Here is a 13,501-nt window from a genome sequence, read left to right on the forward strand (position 1 = left end):
AGTGAAATCGAGTGAATTGGCCGGCGTGGCGATGCGGCCATAAAGAGAAGGAACGGGTACAATGACTATCAAGCTGCATAAGCCAGATATCACCGAGCTTAAGCCGCGAATCACCGTATTCGGTGTTGGTGGCGGTGGCGGCAATGCCGTCAACAACATGATCACGGCAGGCTTGCAGGGCGTCGATTTCGTCGTCGCCAACACGGACGCGCAGGCGTTGACCATGACGAAGGCGGAGCGGATCATCCAGCTCGGCGTCAACGTCACGGAAGGTCTCGGCGCCGGCTCGCAGCCGGAAGTCGGCCGCGCAGCCGCCGAGGAATGCATCGATGAAATCATCGATCATCTCAACGGCACGCATATGTGCTTCGTCACCGCCGGCATGGGCGGCGGCACGGGTACGGGTGCAGCACCGGTCGTCGCGCAGGCGGCTCGCAACAAGGGCATCCTGACCGTCGGCGTCGTGACCAAGCCGTTCCACTTCGAAGGCGGCCGCCGCATGCGTCTCGCCGAGATGGGCATCCAGGAACTGCAGAAGTCGGTCGACACGCTGATCGTCATCCCGAACCAGAATCTGTTCCGTATCGCCAACGACAAGACGACTTTCGCTGATGCGTTCTCGATGGCCGACCAGGTTCTCTATTCGGGCGTTGCCTGCATCACCGACCTGATGGTGAAGGAAGGTCTCATCAACCTCGACTTCGCCGACGTCCGTTCGGTCATGCGCGAAATGGGCCGCGCCATGATGGGTACCGGCGAGGCTTCCGGCCAGGGCCGCGCAATGCAGGCTGCTGAAGCCGCCATTGCCAACCCGCTGCTCGACGAAACCTCGATGAAGGGCGCTCAGGGCTTGCTGATCTCGATCACCGGCGGCCGTGACCTGACCCTGTTCGAAGTCGATGAAGCTGCGACCCGCATCCGCGAAGAAGTCGATCCCGACGCCAACATCATCCTCGGCGCCACCTTCGACGAATCGCTTGAGGGCATCATCCGCGTTTCCGTGGTTGCAACGGGTATCGACCGCGCCATGAACGAAGCAGCCGAGAGAAACATGGAATTCCGCCCGGCCGCGAAGCCCGCTATGCGTCCTTCCGCGGCCGCCGCTCCGGCAGCGGCCGCAGCTCAGCCTGCCCACGTCGCGCAGGCCCAGACCGCACAGGCTGCCGCTCCGGCTCCTCGCACTGTCGATCCGGTTGCCCAGACCATTCGTGCGGCAGAGGCCGATCTCGAGCGCGAACTGGAATTCCAGATGGGTCGTCAGGCCCATGTCCAGCAGCAGCCGGTGATGCAGCAGGCCGCTGCGCCGGAAGATAACTTCCGTCCGCAGAGCCGCATCTTCGCAGCAGCCCCGGAAGCCCAGCCGGTCCGTCAGGCTCCGGTTCAGCCGCAGCCTCAGCAGCAGGCACCGGTCATGCATCAGCAGCCGATCATCCGTCAGGCTCCCGAGCAGGTCCGCATGCCGAAGGTCGAGGATTTCCCGCCGGTCGTTAAGGCCGAGATGGAACACCGCGCACAGCCGGCCGCCGGTCAGGCTTCCGAAGAGCGGGGCCCGATGGGCCTGCTGAAGCGAATCACCAATTCGCTCGGCCGCCGCGAAGAAGATCCGGCTTTCGACGACATGATGGCTTCGACGAACAACGCGGCTCCGCAGCGCCGCGCACCGTCGCCGGAAGCCAGCCTCTACGCTCCGCGTCGCGGCACGCTCGACGACCAGGGTCGTCAGGTTCCGCAGGCGCGCATGACGAGCCATGAGGACGATCAGCTCGAGATTCCGGCATTCCTGCGCCGGCAGTCGAACTGACCTGATGCTGGACGGCCTTTTAATAGGTTGCTAACCATCTTGATGAAATCCGGGGCCGAAAGACCCCGGATTTCCTTATTTTAGACCTATTGCCATATTTGAAATTATCCAACAAATTCAATTGGCTACTTTCGTAACAAAACGAAAGAAACAGTGATTTGGAATGCGATGCCTCGGCGCGTATGTAAATACCAAGCAAGCCTGCGGACTCACATTTCAATGATGAATGTATGTGGTGTGTGCGGCATAGTTAACAGACTGAACCGGCGATAAGGGTAAGCGTCCGAAGATGACCGCCCGGCCTGGATCAGACAGACGAAGGCAGAACTATATGGCAATCGGATTGCTTGGTTTTCAGACCACCATTGCAAACCCTGTGACACTTTCGGGTATCGGCGTTCATTCCGGCGCCAATGTGTCGATCACATTCTATCCGGCCGAAGCCGGCACCGGTGTCGTTTTCCAGCGCCTGCACGACAATGGCGATGTGACCGAACTGCGCGCCGTTTCCTCGCAAGTCGGTAATACGGATCTCTGCACCGTTCTCGGTTTTTCTCCGGCGCGTTCCGTCGCTACGGTCGAGCATGTGATGGCCGCGATTTACGCGATCGGCCTCGATAACGTCGTCGTCGAAGTGACCGGCGCTGAAATGCCGATCATGGATGGCAGCTCCTATCCCTTCATCGAGGCGATCGAGCAGACCGGCATCGTGTCGCTCGGCGTCAAGCGCCGCTATATCCGCGTCACCAAGCCGGTTCGCATCGAAGCCGGCGGTTCCTGGTGTGAATTCCGCCCGTATGACGGCACGCGCTTCGAAGTCGAGATCGATTTCGAATGCCCGCTGATCGGTCGGCAGAAGTGGGAAGGCGACCTGACTGCCGAGACCTTCAAGACCGAGCTGTCGCGTGCCCGTACCTTCGGCTTCATGCGCGATGTGGAACGCCTCTGGGCATCGGGTCATGCGCTGGGTTCGTCGCTCGAAAACTCCGTCGTTATCTCCGACGACAACACCGTTATCAACGTCGAGGGCCTGCGTTACGCCAAGGACGAATTTGTTCGCCACAAGACGCTGGACGCGGTTGGCGACCTCGCATTGGCTGGCGCGCAATTCATCGGCTGCTACCGCTCTTACCGCGGCGGCCATCGCATGAACGCGAATGCCCTGAAGGCGTTGCTCAGCGATGGCAGCGCCTATGACGTCGTCGAAACCTCGGCTCCGCGCCAGCGTGCTCACAGCCGCGAATTCGTGCCCGTCAATGCGCCTGAGTTCGCTCCCTGGTCGGCATAACGCTGCGGAACTTGAATAACAAAAGCTGCCGCTCCGATGAGGAGCGGCTCTTTTTTTGACAGGCGACTCGCGCGGTTTGCCGTCAGTCTTAACAAGACGGAGAATGCGCGCGGGCCGATATGAGAATTCCCTGTTAAAACAGGGATTAAAGACTGCGGATATGCGGCTTTGCCACAAAAATGCGTTAATGCATCATCAATGCGTTGCCCTGATGGTGTTTTTGCGGCTAGAAACGCCAGCGAGAGAACGCCGTCTCCGCAACGACGGCTAGTGGGACAGTTATCCGATGGGTTTTGCAAGGTCTGAACGCATGAATATCACAGCACGGGCTTTGCTCGTATCGTTCCTTCTGGCCGGTACCGGTGCGGTGGTGACGGGTTGTAATACCAAAAAGGATATCGACATCACCAAGCTCGGTGTCGAGACCGATCCTCCGGAAATGCTCTACAATCAGGGCCTTGCCAACATCAAGGCCGGCAATATGACGGAAGCCGGCAAGAAGTTCGACGCCATCAACCAGCAGCAACCATTCTCCGAATGGGCACGCAAAGCGCTCGTCATGAGCACATTCGTCAAGTATCGCACGGGCCGTTACGACGATGCAGTGCAGACAGGTAACAGCTACCTCAAGCAATATCCCGGCTCGGAAGACGCCGACTATGTCCAGTATCTGGTCGGCGCGTCCTTTGCCAAGCAGATCGTCGACGTAACGCAGGACCAGCGTGCGGCACAACAGACGATCGAGGCGATGACCAAGCTCGTCAACAACTATCCGAAGTCGCAGTATGTCAGCGACGCGCAGGAGAAGATCCGCTTTGCCAAGGATCAGCTCGCCGGCAAGGAAATGCAGATCGGCCGCTACTATCTGGAACGCAAGGATTACCTCGCGGCAATCTCGCGCTTCCGCATTGTCGTGGAGCAATATCCGACCACCAACCAGATCGAGGAAGCGCTGGCGCGCCTGGTCGAGGCCTACTATGCGATGGGTATCGTCCAGGAAGCACAGACGGCAGCCGCCGTTCTCGGCCACAACTATCCGGACAGCCGCTGGTATAAGGATTCCTATCAGCTGCTGCAGAAGGGCGGCGTAGAGCCGAGCGAAAATTCGGGCTCGTGGATTTCCAGGGCAGGCAAAAAACTTCTTCTTGGGACGTGAGATTGAGCGCAGATGCTGATCCAGCTTTCGATCCGCGATATCGTTTTGATCGAGCGGCTGGATCTTGCCTTCGAGTCCGGACTTTCGGTGCTGACCGGCGAGACGGGTGCGGGCAAATCCATCCTGCTTGACAGTCTGTCGCTGGCGCTTGGCGGGCGCGGCGATGGTGGCCTCGTGCGTCATGGCGAGGATCGTGGCCAGGTGACCGCGGTTTTTGACGTCGGTACGCAGCATCCCGCCCGCAAGCTCCTGCGGGAGAACGACATTGATGATGACGGCGATCTGATCTTCCGCCGCGTCCAGTCCGCCGATGGCCGTACCAAGGCTTTTGTCAACGATCAGGCGCTCAGCGTCCAGCTCATGCGCCAGATCGGGCAACTTCTCGTCGAAATTCACGGGCAGCATGACGATCGCGCGCTTGTCGATACCGACGCGCATCGCACATTGCTCGATGCCTTCGCCGGCCTTGCCGAAGAGGCGCAGGACGTCGGCCGGCTTCACAAGGTCTGGCGCGACACCGACCGCACCTTGAAGAAGCATAGGGAGCAGGTGGAGAAGGCCGCCCGCGAAGCGGACTATCTTCGCGCCTCCGTCGAAGAACTGGAAAAGCTCTCGCCGCAGGATGGCGAGGAGGATGAGCTTGCCGAAAAGCGCTCGCGGATGATGAAGGCCGAGCGCATTGCCGGCGATATTGCCGAGGCTTCGGAGTTCCTCAACGGCAATGCATCGCCCGTGCCGCATATTGCCTCGCTGGTGCGCCGGCTGGAGCGCAAGAGCCATGAAGCGCCGGGCCTGCTGGAAGATACGGTGGCGTTGCTCGATGCCGCTCTCGACCAGCTTTCCAACGCCCAGATGGAAGTAGAGACGGCGTTGCGCAAGACGGAATACGATCCGCGCGAACTGGAGCGGGTCGAGGAACGCCTGTTTGCGCTGCGGGCCGCCTCTCGGAAATATTCGGTGCCGGTCACCGAGCTGCCGGCACTGGCCGAACGCATGGTTTCGGATCTCGCCGATCTTGATGCCGGCGAGGAGCGGCTTGCGCGGCTCGCCGCGGAGCTTGCCGCCGCCAAGGCAGAGTATGATGCGGCAGCACGCAGCCTCTCGGAAAAGCGCCGCCATGCCGGGCAAGCCCTTGCCGAGGCTGTCATGGCGGAATTGCCGGCGCTGAAGCTTGAGCGGGCGCGTTTCATGGTGGAGATAACAAGCGATCCCGAAGCCGGCACGGCTGATGGCATCGACGTCGTCGAGTTCCACGTGCAGACCAATCCCGGTACGCGCCCGGGATCGATCACCAAGGTTGCATCCGGTGGCGAACTATCGCGGTTCCTGCTGGCGCTCAAGGTAGCGCTTGCCGATCGCGGCTCGGCGCCGACCCTCGTCTTCGATGAAATCGACACCGGCGTCGGCGGCGCGGTCGCGGATGCGATCGGCCAACGGCTGAAGCGCCTCTCCGACCGCGTGCAGGTGCTGTCCGTCACCCACGCACCGCAGGTCGCCGCACGCGCCGCGACGCATCTCCTGATCTCCAAGGGACCGGTTGCGGACGGTTCTGAAAAGATTTCCACGCGCGTTGCCACCATGGAGCCGAAAGACCGCACCGAGGAAATCGCCCGCATGCTCGCCGGCGCGTCGGTGACGGAAGAGGCGAGGGCCGCCGCCAAGCGCTTGCTGGCCGGCAACGGCTGATTGCTGCCCCTTTGACCGCCTGATTTTTCTCTTTATTTTACCCGGTCCGAACGGAAAAACCGCTTCGCACTTTTCCTCCAAGTGCTCTAAAACATCTCCGAAATCGGGGAGTGTCGATTCATGAGCACCGAACAGAAGCCCGTCGAGGATTTGACCGAAGAGGAAGCGGCCGCGTCGCTTGCCTATCTGGCTGCGGAGATTGCGCGCAACGACGCGCTTTATCATGGCAAGGATGCGCCGGAGATTTCCGATGCGGATTACGATGCGCTGAAGCGACGCAACGATGCCGTCGAGGCCCGGTTTCCGGCACTCATTCGCGCCGACAGCCCGTCGCGTCGGGTCGGTGCCGCGCCGTCGGAGACCTTCGCGCCCGTCGTGCATGCGAGGCCGATGCTGTCGCTCGACAACACGTTCTCGCAGGAAGACGTGGAGGATTTCGTCGCCAGCGTCTATCGCTTCCTCGGCCGCCTTCCGGACAATTCCATTGCCTTTACCGCCGAGCCGAAGATCGATGGGCTCTCGATGTCCATTCGTTACGAGAACGGCCGGATGGTGAGCGCTGCGACGCGTGGCGACGGCACGACGGGTGAGAATGTCACCGCCAATATCAGGACCATCCAGGAGATACCGCAGATTTTGCCCGCAGGCGCTCCCTCGGTCGTCGAGGTGCGCGGCGAGGTCTACATGGCCAAGAGCGACTTCCTGGCGCTCAATGCGCAGATGGAGGCCGAGGGCAAGCAGACCTATGTCAACCCGCGCAACACGGCGGCGGGGTCGCTCCGTCAGCTCGATGCGAAGGTGACGGCCAGCCGCAAGCTGAAATTCTTCGCCTATGCTTGGGGCGAGATATCGGAGATGCCGGCCGATACGCAATACGGCATGGTACAGACCTTCAAGTCCTGGGGTTTCCCGGTCAATCCGCTCATGGAGCGCCTGAGTTCGGTCGCCGATATTCTCGGGCATTACGAGGAGATCGGCCTGCAGCGGCCCGATCTCGATTACGATATCGACGGTGTCGTCTACAAGGTCGACAGCCTGGAACTGCAGGCCCGCCTCGGTTTCCGTTCGCGCTCGCCGCGTTGGGCGACGGCGCACAAGTTTCCGGCGGAACAGGCATTCACGCGTCTGGTCGGCATCGACATCCAGGTCGGCCGCACGGGGGCGCTGACGCCGGTCGCGCGGCTCGAGCCGATCACAGTCGGCGGTGTCGTTGTGACCAATGCGACGCTGCACAATGCCGACTATATCAAGGGCATCGGCAACAAGGGCGAGCCCATCCGCGATGGCCGCGATATCCGCGTCGGCGATATGGTGATCGTGCAGCGGGCAGGTGACGTCATCCCGCAGATCGTCGATGTCGTGCTGGAAAAGCGCGAAACGTCGAGCGCGCCTTACGAATTCCCCAAAGTCTGCCCGGTTTGTGGCAGCCATGCGGTGCGAGATATCAACGAGAAGACCGGCAAGGTCGACGCCGTCACGCGTTGCACAGGCGGCTTCATCTGCCGCGCGCAGGCGACCGAGCATCTCAAGCATTTCGTCTCGCGCAACGCCTATGACATCGAAGGGCTGGGCTCGAAGCAGATCGATTTCTTCTTCGAGAGCGAGGACCCGGCGCTGCAGATAAGGACCGCGCCTGACATATTCACCCTGGAGAGACGTCAGCAGTCGTCGCTTGCCAAGCTGGAGAATATCGACGGCTTCGGCAAGGTCAGCGTCGGCAAGCTCTATGTCGCGATCAACGAGCGGCGACAGATCGCTTTGCATCGCTTCATCTTCGCGCTCGGTATCCGCCACGTCGGCGAGACGACGGCCAAGCTGCTCGCACGTTCCTATGGCACTTACGATGCCTTTGAAGCTGGCATGAAGGAGGCGGCGGCGCTTGCCGGCGATGCGTGGAACGACCTCAACAATATCGAGGGTATCGGTGAGGTGGTGGCGCGAGCTATCGTCGAGTTCTACAAGGAACCGCGCAATACGCAGGTGATCGCGAAGCTGCTGGAGGAGGTTCGTCCCCAAGAAGCGGAGCAGCCGGTGACCTCGGGCAGCCCCGTGGCCGGTAAGACGGTCGTCTTTACCGGCTCGCTGGAAAAGTTCACGCGTGACGAGGCCAAGGCGAAGGCGGAGAGCCTGGGCGCGAAGGTATCCGGCTCGGTTTCTAAAAAGACCGACATCGTCGTTGCGGGACCGGGCGCCGGCTCGAAGCTCGACAAGGCGCGGGAATTCGATGTCCAGGTCATGACCGAGGACGAGTGGCTGGATTTGATTGGCGGATGATGGAAGCGGCGGGATCGTAATCCGCCGCCCTTGAGTGCTCAGAATTTCAGGCGTGCCATCGTGAATGCGTCGACATACTCGCCGTTGCGGAATCCAAAGGCGCGCAGCCGGCCCTCGGTTTCGAACCCGAATTTCTCGTAGAGCCGGATCGCCGGCGCATTGTCGACGTAGACGGTCAGTTCCAGACGCCTGATCGCAAGCCAGTTGTCGGCGGTATCGGCGAGGGCGCCCAAAAGCGCCGAGCCGATGCCGCAGCCCGTAAAATCGTCGTGTACGCCCATGCCGATATTGCCGGTGTGAATCCGCCGGCCGGCAAGGCGGTTCAGGCCGGCATTGCCGACGACCTTTCCGTCAAGCACAGCGACGAGCCTGACGGCATTGGGGTCATGCTTGTCCAGCCATCGCTGTGTCTCTTCGGTGCTTTGAAAAGGCAACCGCAGCGTGCCGGCGCGGAAACCGGGGAGATTGGCGATCGCCGCGATCGCTTCGGCATCCGACGGCCGCGTGGCGCGAATCTCGATCGGGCCGATTTTGCCTGATCGTCGTTTGCTTGGGTCGTCTTGGTCGGAATTCATGGGCTCTCCTTTGATGTCGGGCGAGGAGAGCAAGGAGGCTTCAACCCTGCTCGCCTCGGCAGGGTTGAGATGGATCGCGGTCAGCTCAGCGCAACACAGCTTCCACTCGCCCTGCAAGGGGAGAGATGGTGAGATGCATCATTATGGTGCGGTTTGCGATCATGGGTGGATGATCCGATGCGGTGACGTCGTTGTCAATCATTCCCGGCGGAATTCCCTCTGCTTGCTTTCCATCGATAGCTTGACAGGCAACCAGTTGGTTGCCTATATATAACAAACAGGCAACTAGATGGTTCCGTATCTGTGAATGATGATGCAGTTTTCAAGGCGCTGGCCGATGCCAGCCGGCGGCAATTGCTCGACAGGCTCCATGAGCGCAACGGGCAGACCCTGAGCGCGCTCTGCGAAGATCTGGAGATGTCCCGCCAGGCTGTGGCCAAGCACCTTGCCATTCTGGAAGAAGCCAATTTGGTCGCCTCGGAGAAGCATGGCCGCGAGAAGCTGCATTTCATCAACGCAGTCCCGATCAACGGCATTGCCGAGCGCTGGATCAACAAGTTCGAACATCGCCATCTGAGCGCGCTTTCGGCCTTGAAGAAGGCGTTGGAAGACGAGGGCAGTCAGTAACCGCGACAAGCCCAGACATTCAAACAAGGAGAAATGACATGACTGGAAGCAAATTCGTCTACGTCACCTTTATTCGCACCACACCGGAGAAACTCTGGTCGGCGCTAACAACGCCGGAATTCGCCAAGCAGTATTGGTTCGACATGGTCCATGACACTGAGTGGAAGGTCGGTGCGCCGTGGAAAATGCTCTTTCCGGATGGCCGCGTCGCCGACACCGGAGAGATTGCAGAGTTCGATCCGCCTCGGCGCCTGGCTTTCAAATGGCGCAACGAATTTCGTCCCGAGTTGAAAGCCGAGGGCTGGTCGCGCTGCGTCATGGAATTAGAGCCCGCGGATAACGCCGTGAAGCTGACCGTCACCCATGCGATCGATGTGGAGAACTCCAAGTTCATCGAGGCAGTGTCGGGCGGCTGGCCCAAAATACTGTCGAACCTCAAGTCGCTGCTGGAGACCGGAGCAGTCGCGAACAGCCAGACGTAAGGTGGAGCGCCTCGCGTTTCCGTCGGGACGCCGGTGCTCTTGCGGCGGCGTCCCGACTGCGTGCGATACTGATTGCCAGCCTTATCTTGCATCGCTCATCAGCCATCTTACCTTAGCCGTGCCGCTTTCGCTCCCCGCGGCCGCTGTTGGAGGATGATTGATGCGTTCACTCAAGTTCTTTGCCGCCATTGCCGCGTTTCTCCTGGCACTGGCGCCCGTTTCCGCTTCCGCCGAGGTCGTCGGCAAGGTCGGTGTGGATTGGACGGGCAATGACATTCTGGTCGATGCCGTGCCGGACCCGGAAGTCACCGGCGTGACCTGCCATGTGACCTATTTCGATCGCAGCGTCATCGACCGGCTGCGCAAGGGCAACTGGTTCGAGGATCCCTCCAACAATTCCATTGCTTGCCGCCAGACCGGCCCGATCGAAATCGGTGATATCAACCTGTCGCAGAGCGGCGACGAGGTGTTTCGCGCCGGATTGTCGCTCATCTGGAAGAAGCTGGTCGTCACCCGGATCTACGACAAGAAGAACGACACGTTGATCTACCTCATCCATTCACGCCAGCTGACGGATGGTTCGGCCAAGATGGCGATTTCGACGATACCCTTGTTTGGTCAGCAGGTGACATGGAAGAAGGGCAAGCCCAATTAGAGCGGATCGCGACTTCTGCGCGAAATGCGTTATCGTTACCGGGATACCGCAATCACAACTGGCGGAGAGGTAATACCAAAAAAAGTCATACTCTTGGGTTGTCGAATTGCTTCTGGTTGCTTTCGGTTTGCACCTTTTTGATGCAATTTTGAAAGCGAACACGGAGGCGACTCTTGACCCCTGTTCACGGCCTGCAAGACCGGCATCATTGGCTACACCCCTGCCAAAGCCGGTTATATGAAAAACGATCGCCCTGGAGCCGAGTTCCAGGGCGATCTTTTTGGGGTAATCTCTAACCTATTGAAATCAGGCGGCTTGGGCCAGCTGGTCTGCAATGACCGTATCGAGGTTGAGGAAGCAGACCATGGTCTTTTCCAGGGCTACGATGCCGCGGCAGAAGGCGCGCTGCGCTTCCGGAACGATTTCCGGCGCCGGCTGCAGATCTTCGCTCTTGATCGACATCATATCCGAGACCTGTTCGACCAAAAGGCCGACGAGCTTGCCGGCAATATCCGTGACGATGATGGCCGAACGCTCGGAAGGCTCCGTCATTTTCATGCCCAGGCGGCAGGCCATGTCGATGACCGGGATAACGGCGCCGCGCAGATTGATGAGGCCAAGCACGTAAGGTGGCGTATGTGGCATCGGCGTCACCGGCGCCCAGCCGCGGATTTCGCGGATGGCCATGATGTCGATGCAGAATTCCTGATCGCCGAGGTGAAAGGAGACGATTTCCAGATAGGCGCCCGATTGCTTGATGGCGTTCGTCATGTTCGAGGACTTCCCGATTGGCATCGCCGGCAAGCGACGCTCGCGATTGAAAAAGAGATCGGCTGAAGCGGCTTGGGCAGCGGCAGCATCCGGTGCTTCGGCGCAAAGCGCCTGGCTTTCCGGCGGGCGTCATGCCCTTCTGAAATAAAGAGTTTGCCGCGTTTTCGGGCGGCGGGCGAAGTCGAGTTCGACCTTTGAAAGAGATGTTGGCGCGGACAGGTTAGGATTGGTTTAACATGATCGTAAATTCTGTCTGGCCGAGCCTGAGTGAGAGACCTTGAAGCGCATGCTGCGACGATTTCGGCCCCTTGCGAACATCTTCTTGAATTGCGTCCTCAGCATCGAGCCATTACATCGGCTGGAGGGCGGATCGCGCTGCCTTTCGGGTGCGGTCGCCGGAATCGGTGAGGGAAGGCAGTCATGAGAAGCGTGCGGATTGCGATTTGGGTGGCCGTGTTGATCGTGGCCGGAATATTGGGCTGGCTGAGCTTTGGCGGAGGCAAGTCGCCCGAGGTGGCGGCATCCGGTCCCTATGGCGTGCCCTTCACGCTCGTTTCGCAAAGCGGCCAGCCGATCAGCGAACAGGCGTTTCGCGGCAAGCCGTCGGCCATCTTCTTCGGCTATACGCATTGCCCGGATGTATGCCCGACGACGCTGTTCGAGCTGAATGGCTGGCTGCAGAAGATCGATCCCGATGGCAGCAAACTCAACGCCTATTTCGTCACCGTCGATCCCGAGCGCGATACGCCGGCAATCATGGACCAGTATGTCTCCAATGTGTCGAAGCGCATCACCGGCATTTCCGGCGATCCCGCTAAGGTGATGGACATGGTCAAAGGATTCCGCGTCTACGCCAAGAAAGTGCCGGTGGACGAGAAGCAGCCGAATGGCGACTATACGATGGATCATACCGCTTCCGTGTTCCTGCTGGATTCGGCAGGCCGCTTTGCCGGAACCATCGCCTATGGAGAAGATGCAGCCGTGGCGGCGAAGAAGCTGGAGAACCTGATCAAGAAGGGGTAGGGCCCGCATGGGCGAGGGGCTTGGCGAACAGGGAAAATCCAGATCCATCCTGATCGCGGGGGCGGGGCCGGTCGGCCTTACCGCCGCGCTTGAACTCGCCCGGCGCGGCTATAGGCCCCGCATCGTTGACGATGGCGCCGGCCCGACCCCCACGGAAGAGAGCCGGGCGCTCGGCGTCAATGCCCGCACGCTGACGTTGCTGTCCCCCTCCGGCGTTGCGGAGCGCATCCTCGCCGCCGCCCAGCCGATCGAGCGTTTTCGCGTCCGCTCGGACAAGAAAATTCTTCTCCAGCTGGATACTCGAGAGGTGAAAGGCCGCTTCAGCGCCATTCGCGCCTTGTCGCAGGGCGCCACCGAGCGCCTGTTGATGGAGGCACTTTCGGCCTACGGCATCTTGCCCGAATGGCAGACGGCGTTGGTTGTGGAGGCCATATCGGACTTCCGGAAGCCGGAGGTCACTCTGCGCCGGACAAACGGTGTGCCGGAGACGGTGCGGCCGGATATTCTGATCGGTGCCGATGGCGCGCATTCCGCCGTTCGCAAGGCGACGGGCGCCGGCTTCCCCGGCGAGGCGCTGGAGGCCTATTTCTATCTCGCCGATTTTCGCTATGCGGAGCCGGTCGATACTCACTACGGCGAAATCTCGCTCTTCGATCCCGGCATGGTCGGGCGCCTGCCTGTTGCGGCCGACATCCTCCGCTATATCTCGACACTGGAGGATTTCGAAAGCCGCATCGTTCATCCGGCCGCCATTGCCGAGAAGACCTGGGCCTCGCAATTTCGCATCAACTTCCGCCATGTCGAGCCTATGGCGAAAGGCAATGTCTTTCTGGCCGGCGATGCCGCTCATATCCATTCGCCGGCCGGCGCACGCGGCATGAATCTCGGCATCGAAGATGCCTGCTGGCTTGCGTGGCTCATTGCGGAAGGCCGCGAACAGGAGTATTCGGCCTTGAGAATTCCCGCCGTGAAGCTGGTATTGAAGCAGACCTACGGCCTGACACGACTGGTGACCATGAGAAATCCGCTGGCGATTGCGGCGCGCAATCTGTTTGCGCCGCTATTCCTGCGCTTTGGCTCGGCCCATCGGACGTTGCTTCAGAGCGTCGCCGGCTATGACACACCGAGACCGCCCTGGATCGGCTGGGCCGAATAAGAACGAG

Annotated in this window: 12 protein-coding genes; 10 read left to right on the top strand and 2 right to left on the bottom strand. The window is 60.4% G+C overall.

The genetic code is table 11. The annotated features are described in order from the left end of the window. Nucleotides 1-61 precede the first annotated feature (61 nt). From ftsZ to ligA, 5 genes are all read left to right on the top strand, one after another. A complete protein-coding gene (gene ftsZ / locus ACPYOP_RS25030) occupies nucleotides 62-1,801 on the top strand; it encodes a cell division protein FtsZ (protein ID WP_481412975.1) in 1,740 nt (579 codons plus the stop codon). Between the two features lie 331 nt (nucleotides 1,802-2,132). Then, on the top strand, nucleotides 2,133-3,089 hold the full coding sequence (lpxC, locus tag ACPYOP_RS25035) for a UDP-3-O-acyl-N-acetylglucosamine deacetylase (RefSeq protein ID WP_481412976.1): 957 nt from the start codon (nucleotides 2,133-2,135) through the stop codon (nucleotides 3,087-3,089). 286 nt (nucleotides 3,090-3,375) lie between these two features. Continuing rightward, the gene (locus ACPYOP_RS25040) at nucleotides 3,376-4,245 is read left to right on the top strand and encodes an outer membrane protein assembly factor BamD (protein WP_481412977.1); all 870 of its coding nucleotides are present in this window, start codon (nucleotides 3,376-3,378) and stop codon (nucleotides 4,243-4,245) included. A gap of 12 nt (nucleotides 4,246-4,257) precedes the next feature. Further along, nucleotides 4,258-5,931 carry a DNA repair protein RecN gene (recN, locus tag ACPYOP_RS25045; protein WP_481412978.1) on the top strand — a complete coding sequence of 558 codons (1,674 nt, stop codon included), beginning with the start codon at nucleotides 4,258-4,260 and terminating at the stop codon, nucleotides 5,929-5,931. Nucleotides 5,932-6,051: 120 nt separating this feature from the next. Next, a complete protein-coding gene (ligA, locus tag ACPYOP_RS25050; protein WP_481412979.1) occupies nucleotides 6,052-8,205 on the top strand; it encodes an NAD-dependent DNA ligase LigA in 2,154 nt (717 codons plus the stop codon). A 38-nt stretch (nucleotides 8,206-8,243) separates the two neighbouring features. Here the strand turns inward: ligA and ACPYOP_RS25055 are convergent, their stop codons facing one another. Then, nucleotides 8,244-8,780 (bottom strand): GNAT family N-acetyltransferase, encoded by a 537-nt coding sequence (locus tag ACPYOP_RS25055; RefSeq protein ID WP_481412980.1) that lies wholly within the window; start codon nucleotides 8,778-8,780, stop codon nucleotides 8,244-8,246. 303 nt (nucleotides 8,781-9,083) lie between these two features. Here ACPYOP_RS25055 and ACPYOP_RS25060 point away from each other — a divergent pair, with 303 nt between their 5' ends. The 3 genes from ACPYOP_RS25060 to ACPYOP_RS25070 all read left to right on the top strand — a co-directional run bounded on the left by ACPYOP_RS25060 (nucleotide 9,084) and on the right by ACPYOP_RS25070 (nucleotide 10,544). Continuing rightward, nucleotides 9,084-9,407 carry an ArsR/SmtB family transcription factor gene (locus ACPYOP_RS25060; RefSeq protein WP_481412981.1) on the top strand — a complete coding sequence of 108 codons (324 nt, stop codon included), beginning with the start codon at nucleotides 9,084-9,086 and terminating at the stop codon, nucleotides 9,405-9,407. A 38-nt stretch (nucleotides 9,408-9,445) separates the two neighbouring features. Continuing rightward, nucleotides 9,446-9,889, top strand: a complete 444-nt coding sequence (locus ACPYOP_RS25065) for an SRPBCC family protein (RefSeq protein ID WP_481412982.1) — start codon at nucleotides 9,446-9,448, stop codon at nucleotides 9,887-9,889. Nucleotides 9,890-10,049: 160 nt separating this feature from the next. Beyond that, nucleotides 10,050-10,544, top strand: a complete 495-nt coding sequence (locus ACPYOP_RS25070; RefSeq protein WP_481412983.1) for a CreA family protein — start codon at nucleotides 10,050-10,052, stop codon at nucleotides 10,542-10,544. Nucleotides 10,545-10,850: 306 nt separating this feature from the next. On the opposite strand, the gene ACPYOP_RS25075 is transcribed toward ACPYOP_RS25070, so the two are convergent. Next, nucleotides 10,851-11,315: a chemotaxis protein CheW gene (locus ACPYOP_RS25075; RefSeq protein WP_112342785.1), complete on the bottom strand. Its 465-nt coding sequence runs from the start codon at nucleotides 11,313-11,315 to the stop codon at nucleotides 10,851-10,853. A 420-nt stretch (nucleotides 11,316-11,735) separates the two neighbouring features. Between ACPYOP_RS25075 and ACPYOP_RS25080 the strand changes: the two genes are divergently transcribed. Both ACPYOP_RS25080 and ACPYOP_RS25085 read left to right on the top strand, forming a co-directional pair. After that, nucleotides 11,736-12,338, top strand: coding sequence for an SCO family protein (locus ACPYOP_RS25080; RefSeq protein WP_481412984.1), 603 nt, complete (start codon nucleotides 11,736-11,738; stop codon nucleotides 12,336-12,338). A 7-nt stretch (nucleotides 12,339-12,345) separates the two neighbouring features. Then, complete coding sequence (locus tag ACPYOP_RS25085) at nucleotides 12,346-13,494, top strand: FAD-dependent oxidoreductase (RefSeq protein WP_481412985.1); 1,149 nt, start codon at nucleotides 12,346-12,348, stop codon at nucleotides 13,492-13,494. Nucleotides 13,495-13,501: the final 7 nt, after the last annotated feature.

The organism is Rhizobium sp. KNZ2-6A (assembly GCF_056755475.1).

Coding starts and splice junctions, on each gene's coding strand:
- ligA (WP_481412979.1), top strand. CDS start 6,052: ATGAGCACCGAACAGAAGCCCGTCGAGGATTTGACCGAAGAGGAAGCG.
- ACPYOP_RS25070 (WP_481412983.1), top strand. CDS start 10,050: ATGCGTTCACTCAAGTTCTTTGCCGCCATTGCCGCGTTTCTCCTGGCA.
- ftsZ (WP_481412975.1), top strand. CDS start 62: ATGACTATCAAGCTGCATAAGCCAGATATCACCGAGCTTAAGCCGCGA.
- ACPYOP_RS25055 (WP_481412980.1), bottom strand. CDS start 8,780: ATGAATTCCGACCAAGACGACCCAAGCAAACGACGATCAGGCAAAATC.
- ACPYOP_RS25080 (WP_481412984.1), top strand. CDS start 11,736: ATGAGAAGCGTGCGGATTGCGATTTGGGTGGCCGTGTTGATCGTGGCC.
- ACPYOP_RS25075 (WP_112342785.1), bottom strand. CDS start 11,315: ATGACGAACGCCATCAAGCAATCGGGCGCCTATCTGGAAATCGTCTCC.
- lpxC (WP_481412976.1), top strand. CDS start 2,133: ATGGCAATCGGATTGCTTGGTTTTCAGACCACCATTGCAAACCCTGTG.
- ACPYOP_RS25065 (WP_481412982.1), top strand. CDS start 9,446: ATGACTGGAAGCAAATTCGTCTACGTCACCTTTATTCGCACCACACCG.
- ACPYOP_RS25040 (WP_481412977.1), top strand. CDS start 3,376: ATGGGTTTTGCAAGGTCTGAACGCATGAATATCACAGCACGGGCTTTG.
- recN (WP_481412978.1), top strand. CDS start 4,258: ATGCTGATCCAGCTTTCGATCCGCGATATCGTTTTGATCGAGCGGCTG.
- ACPYOP_RS25085 (WP_481412985.1), top strand. CDS start 12,346: ATGGGCGAGGGGCTTGGCGAACAGGGAAAATCCAGATCCATCCTGATC.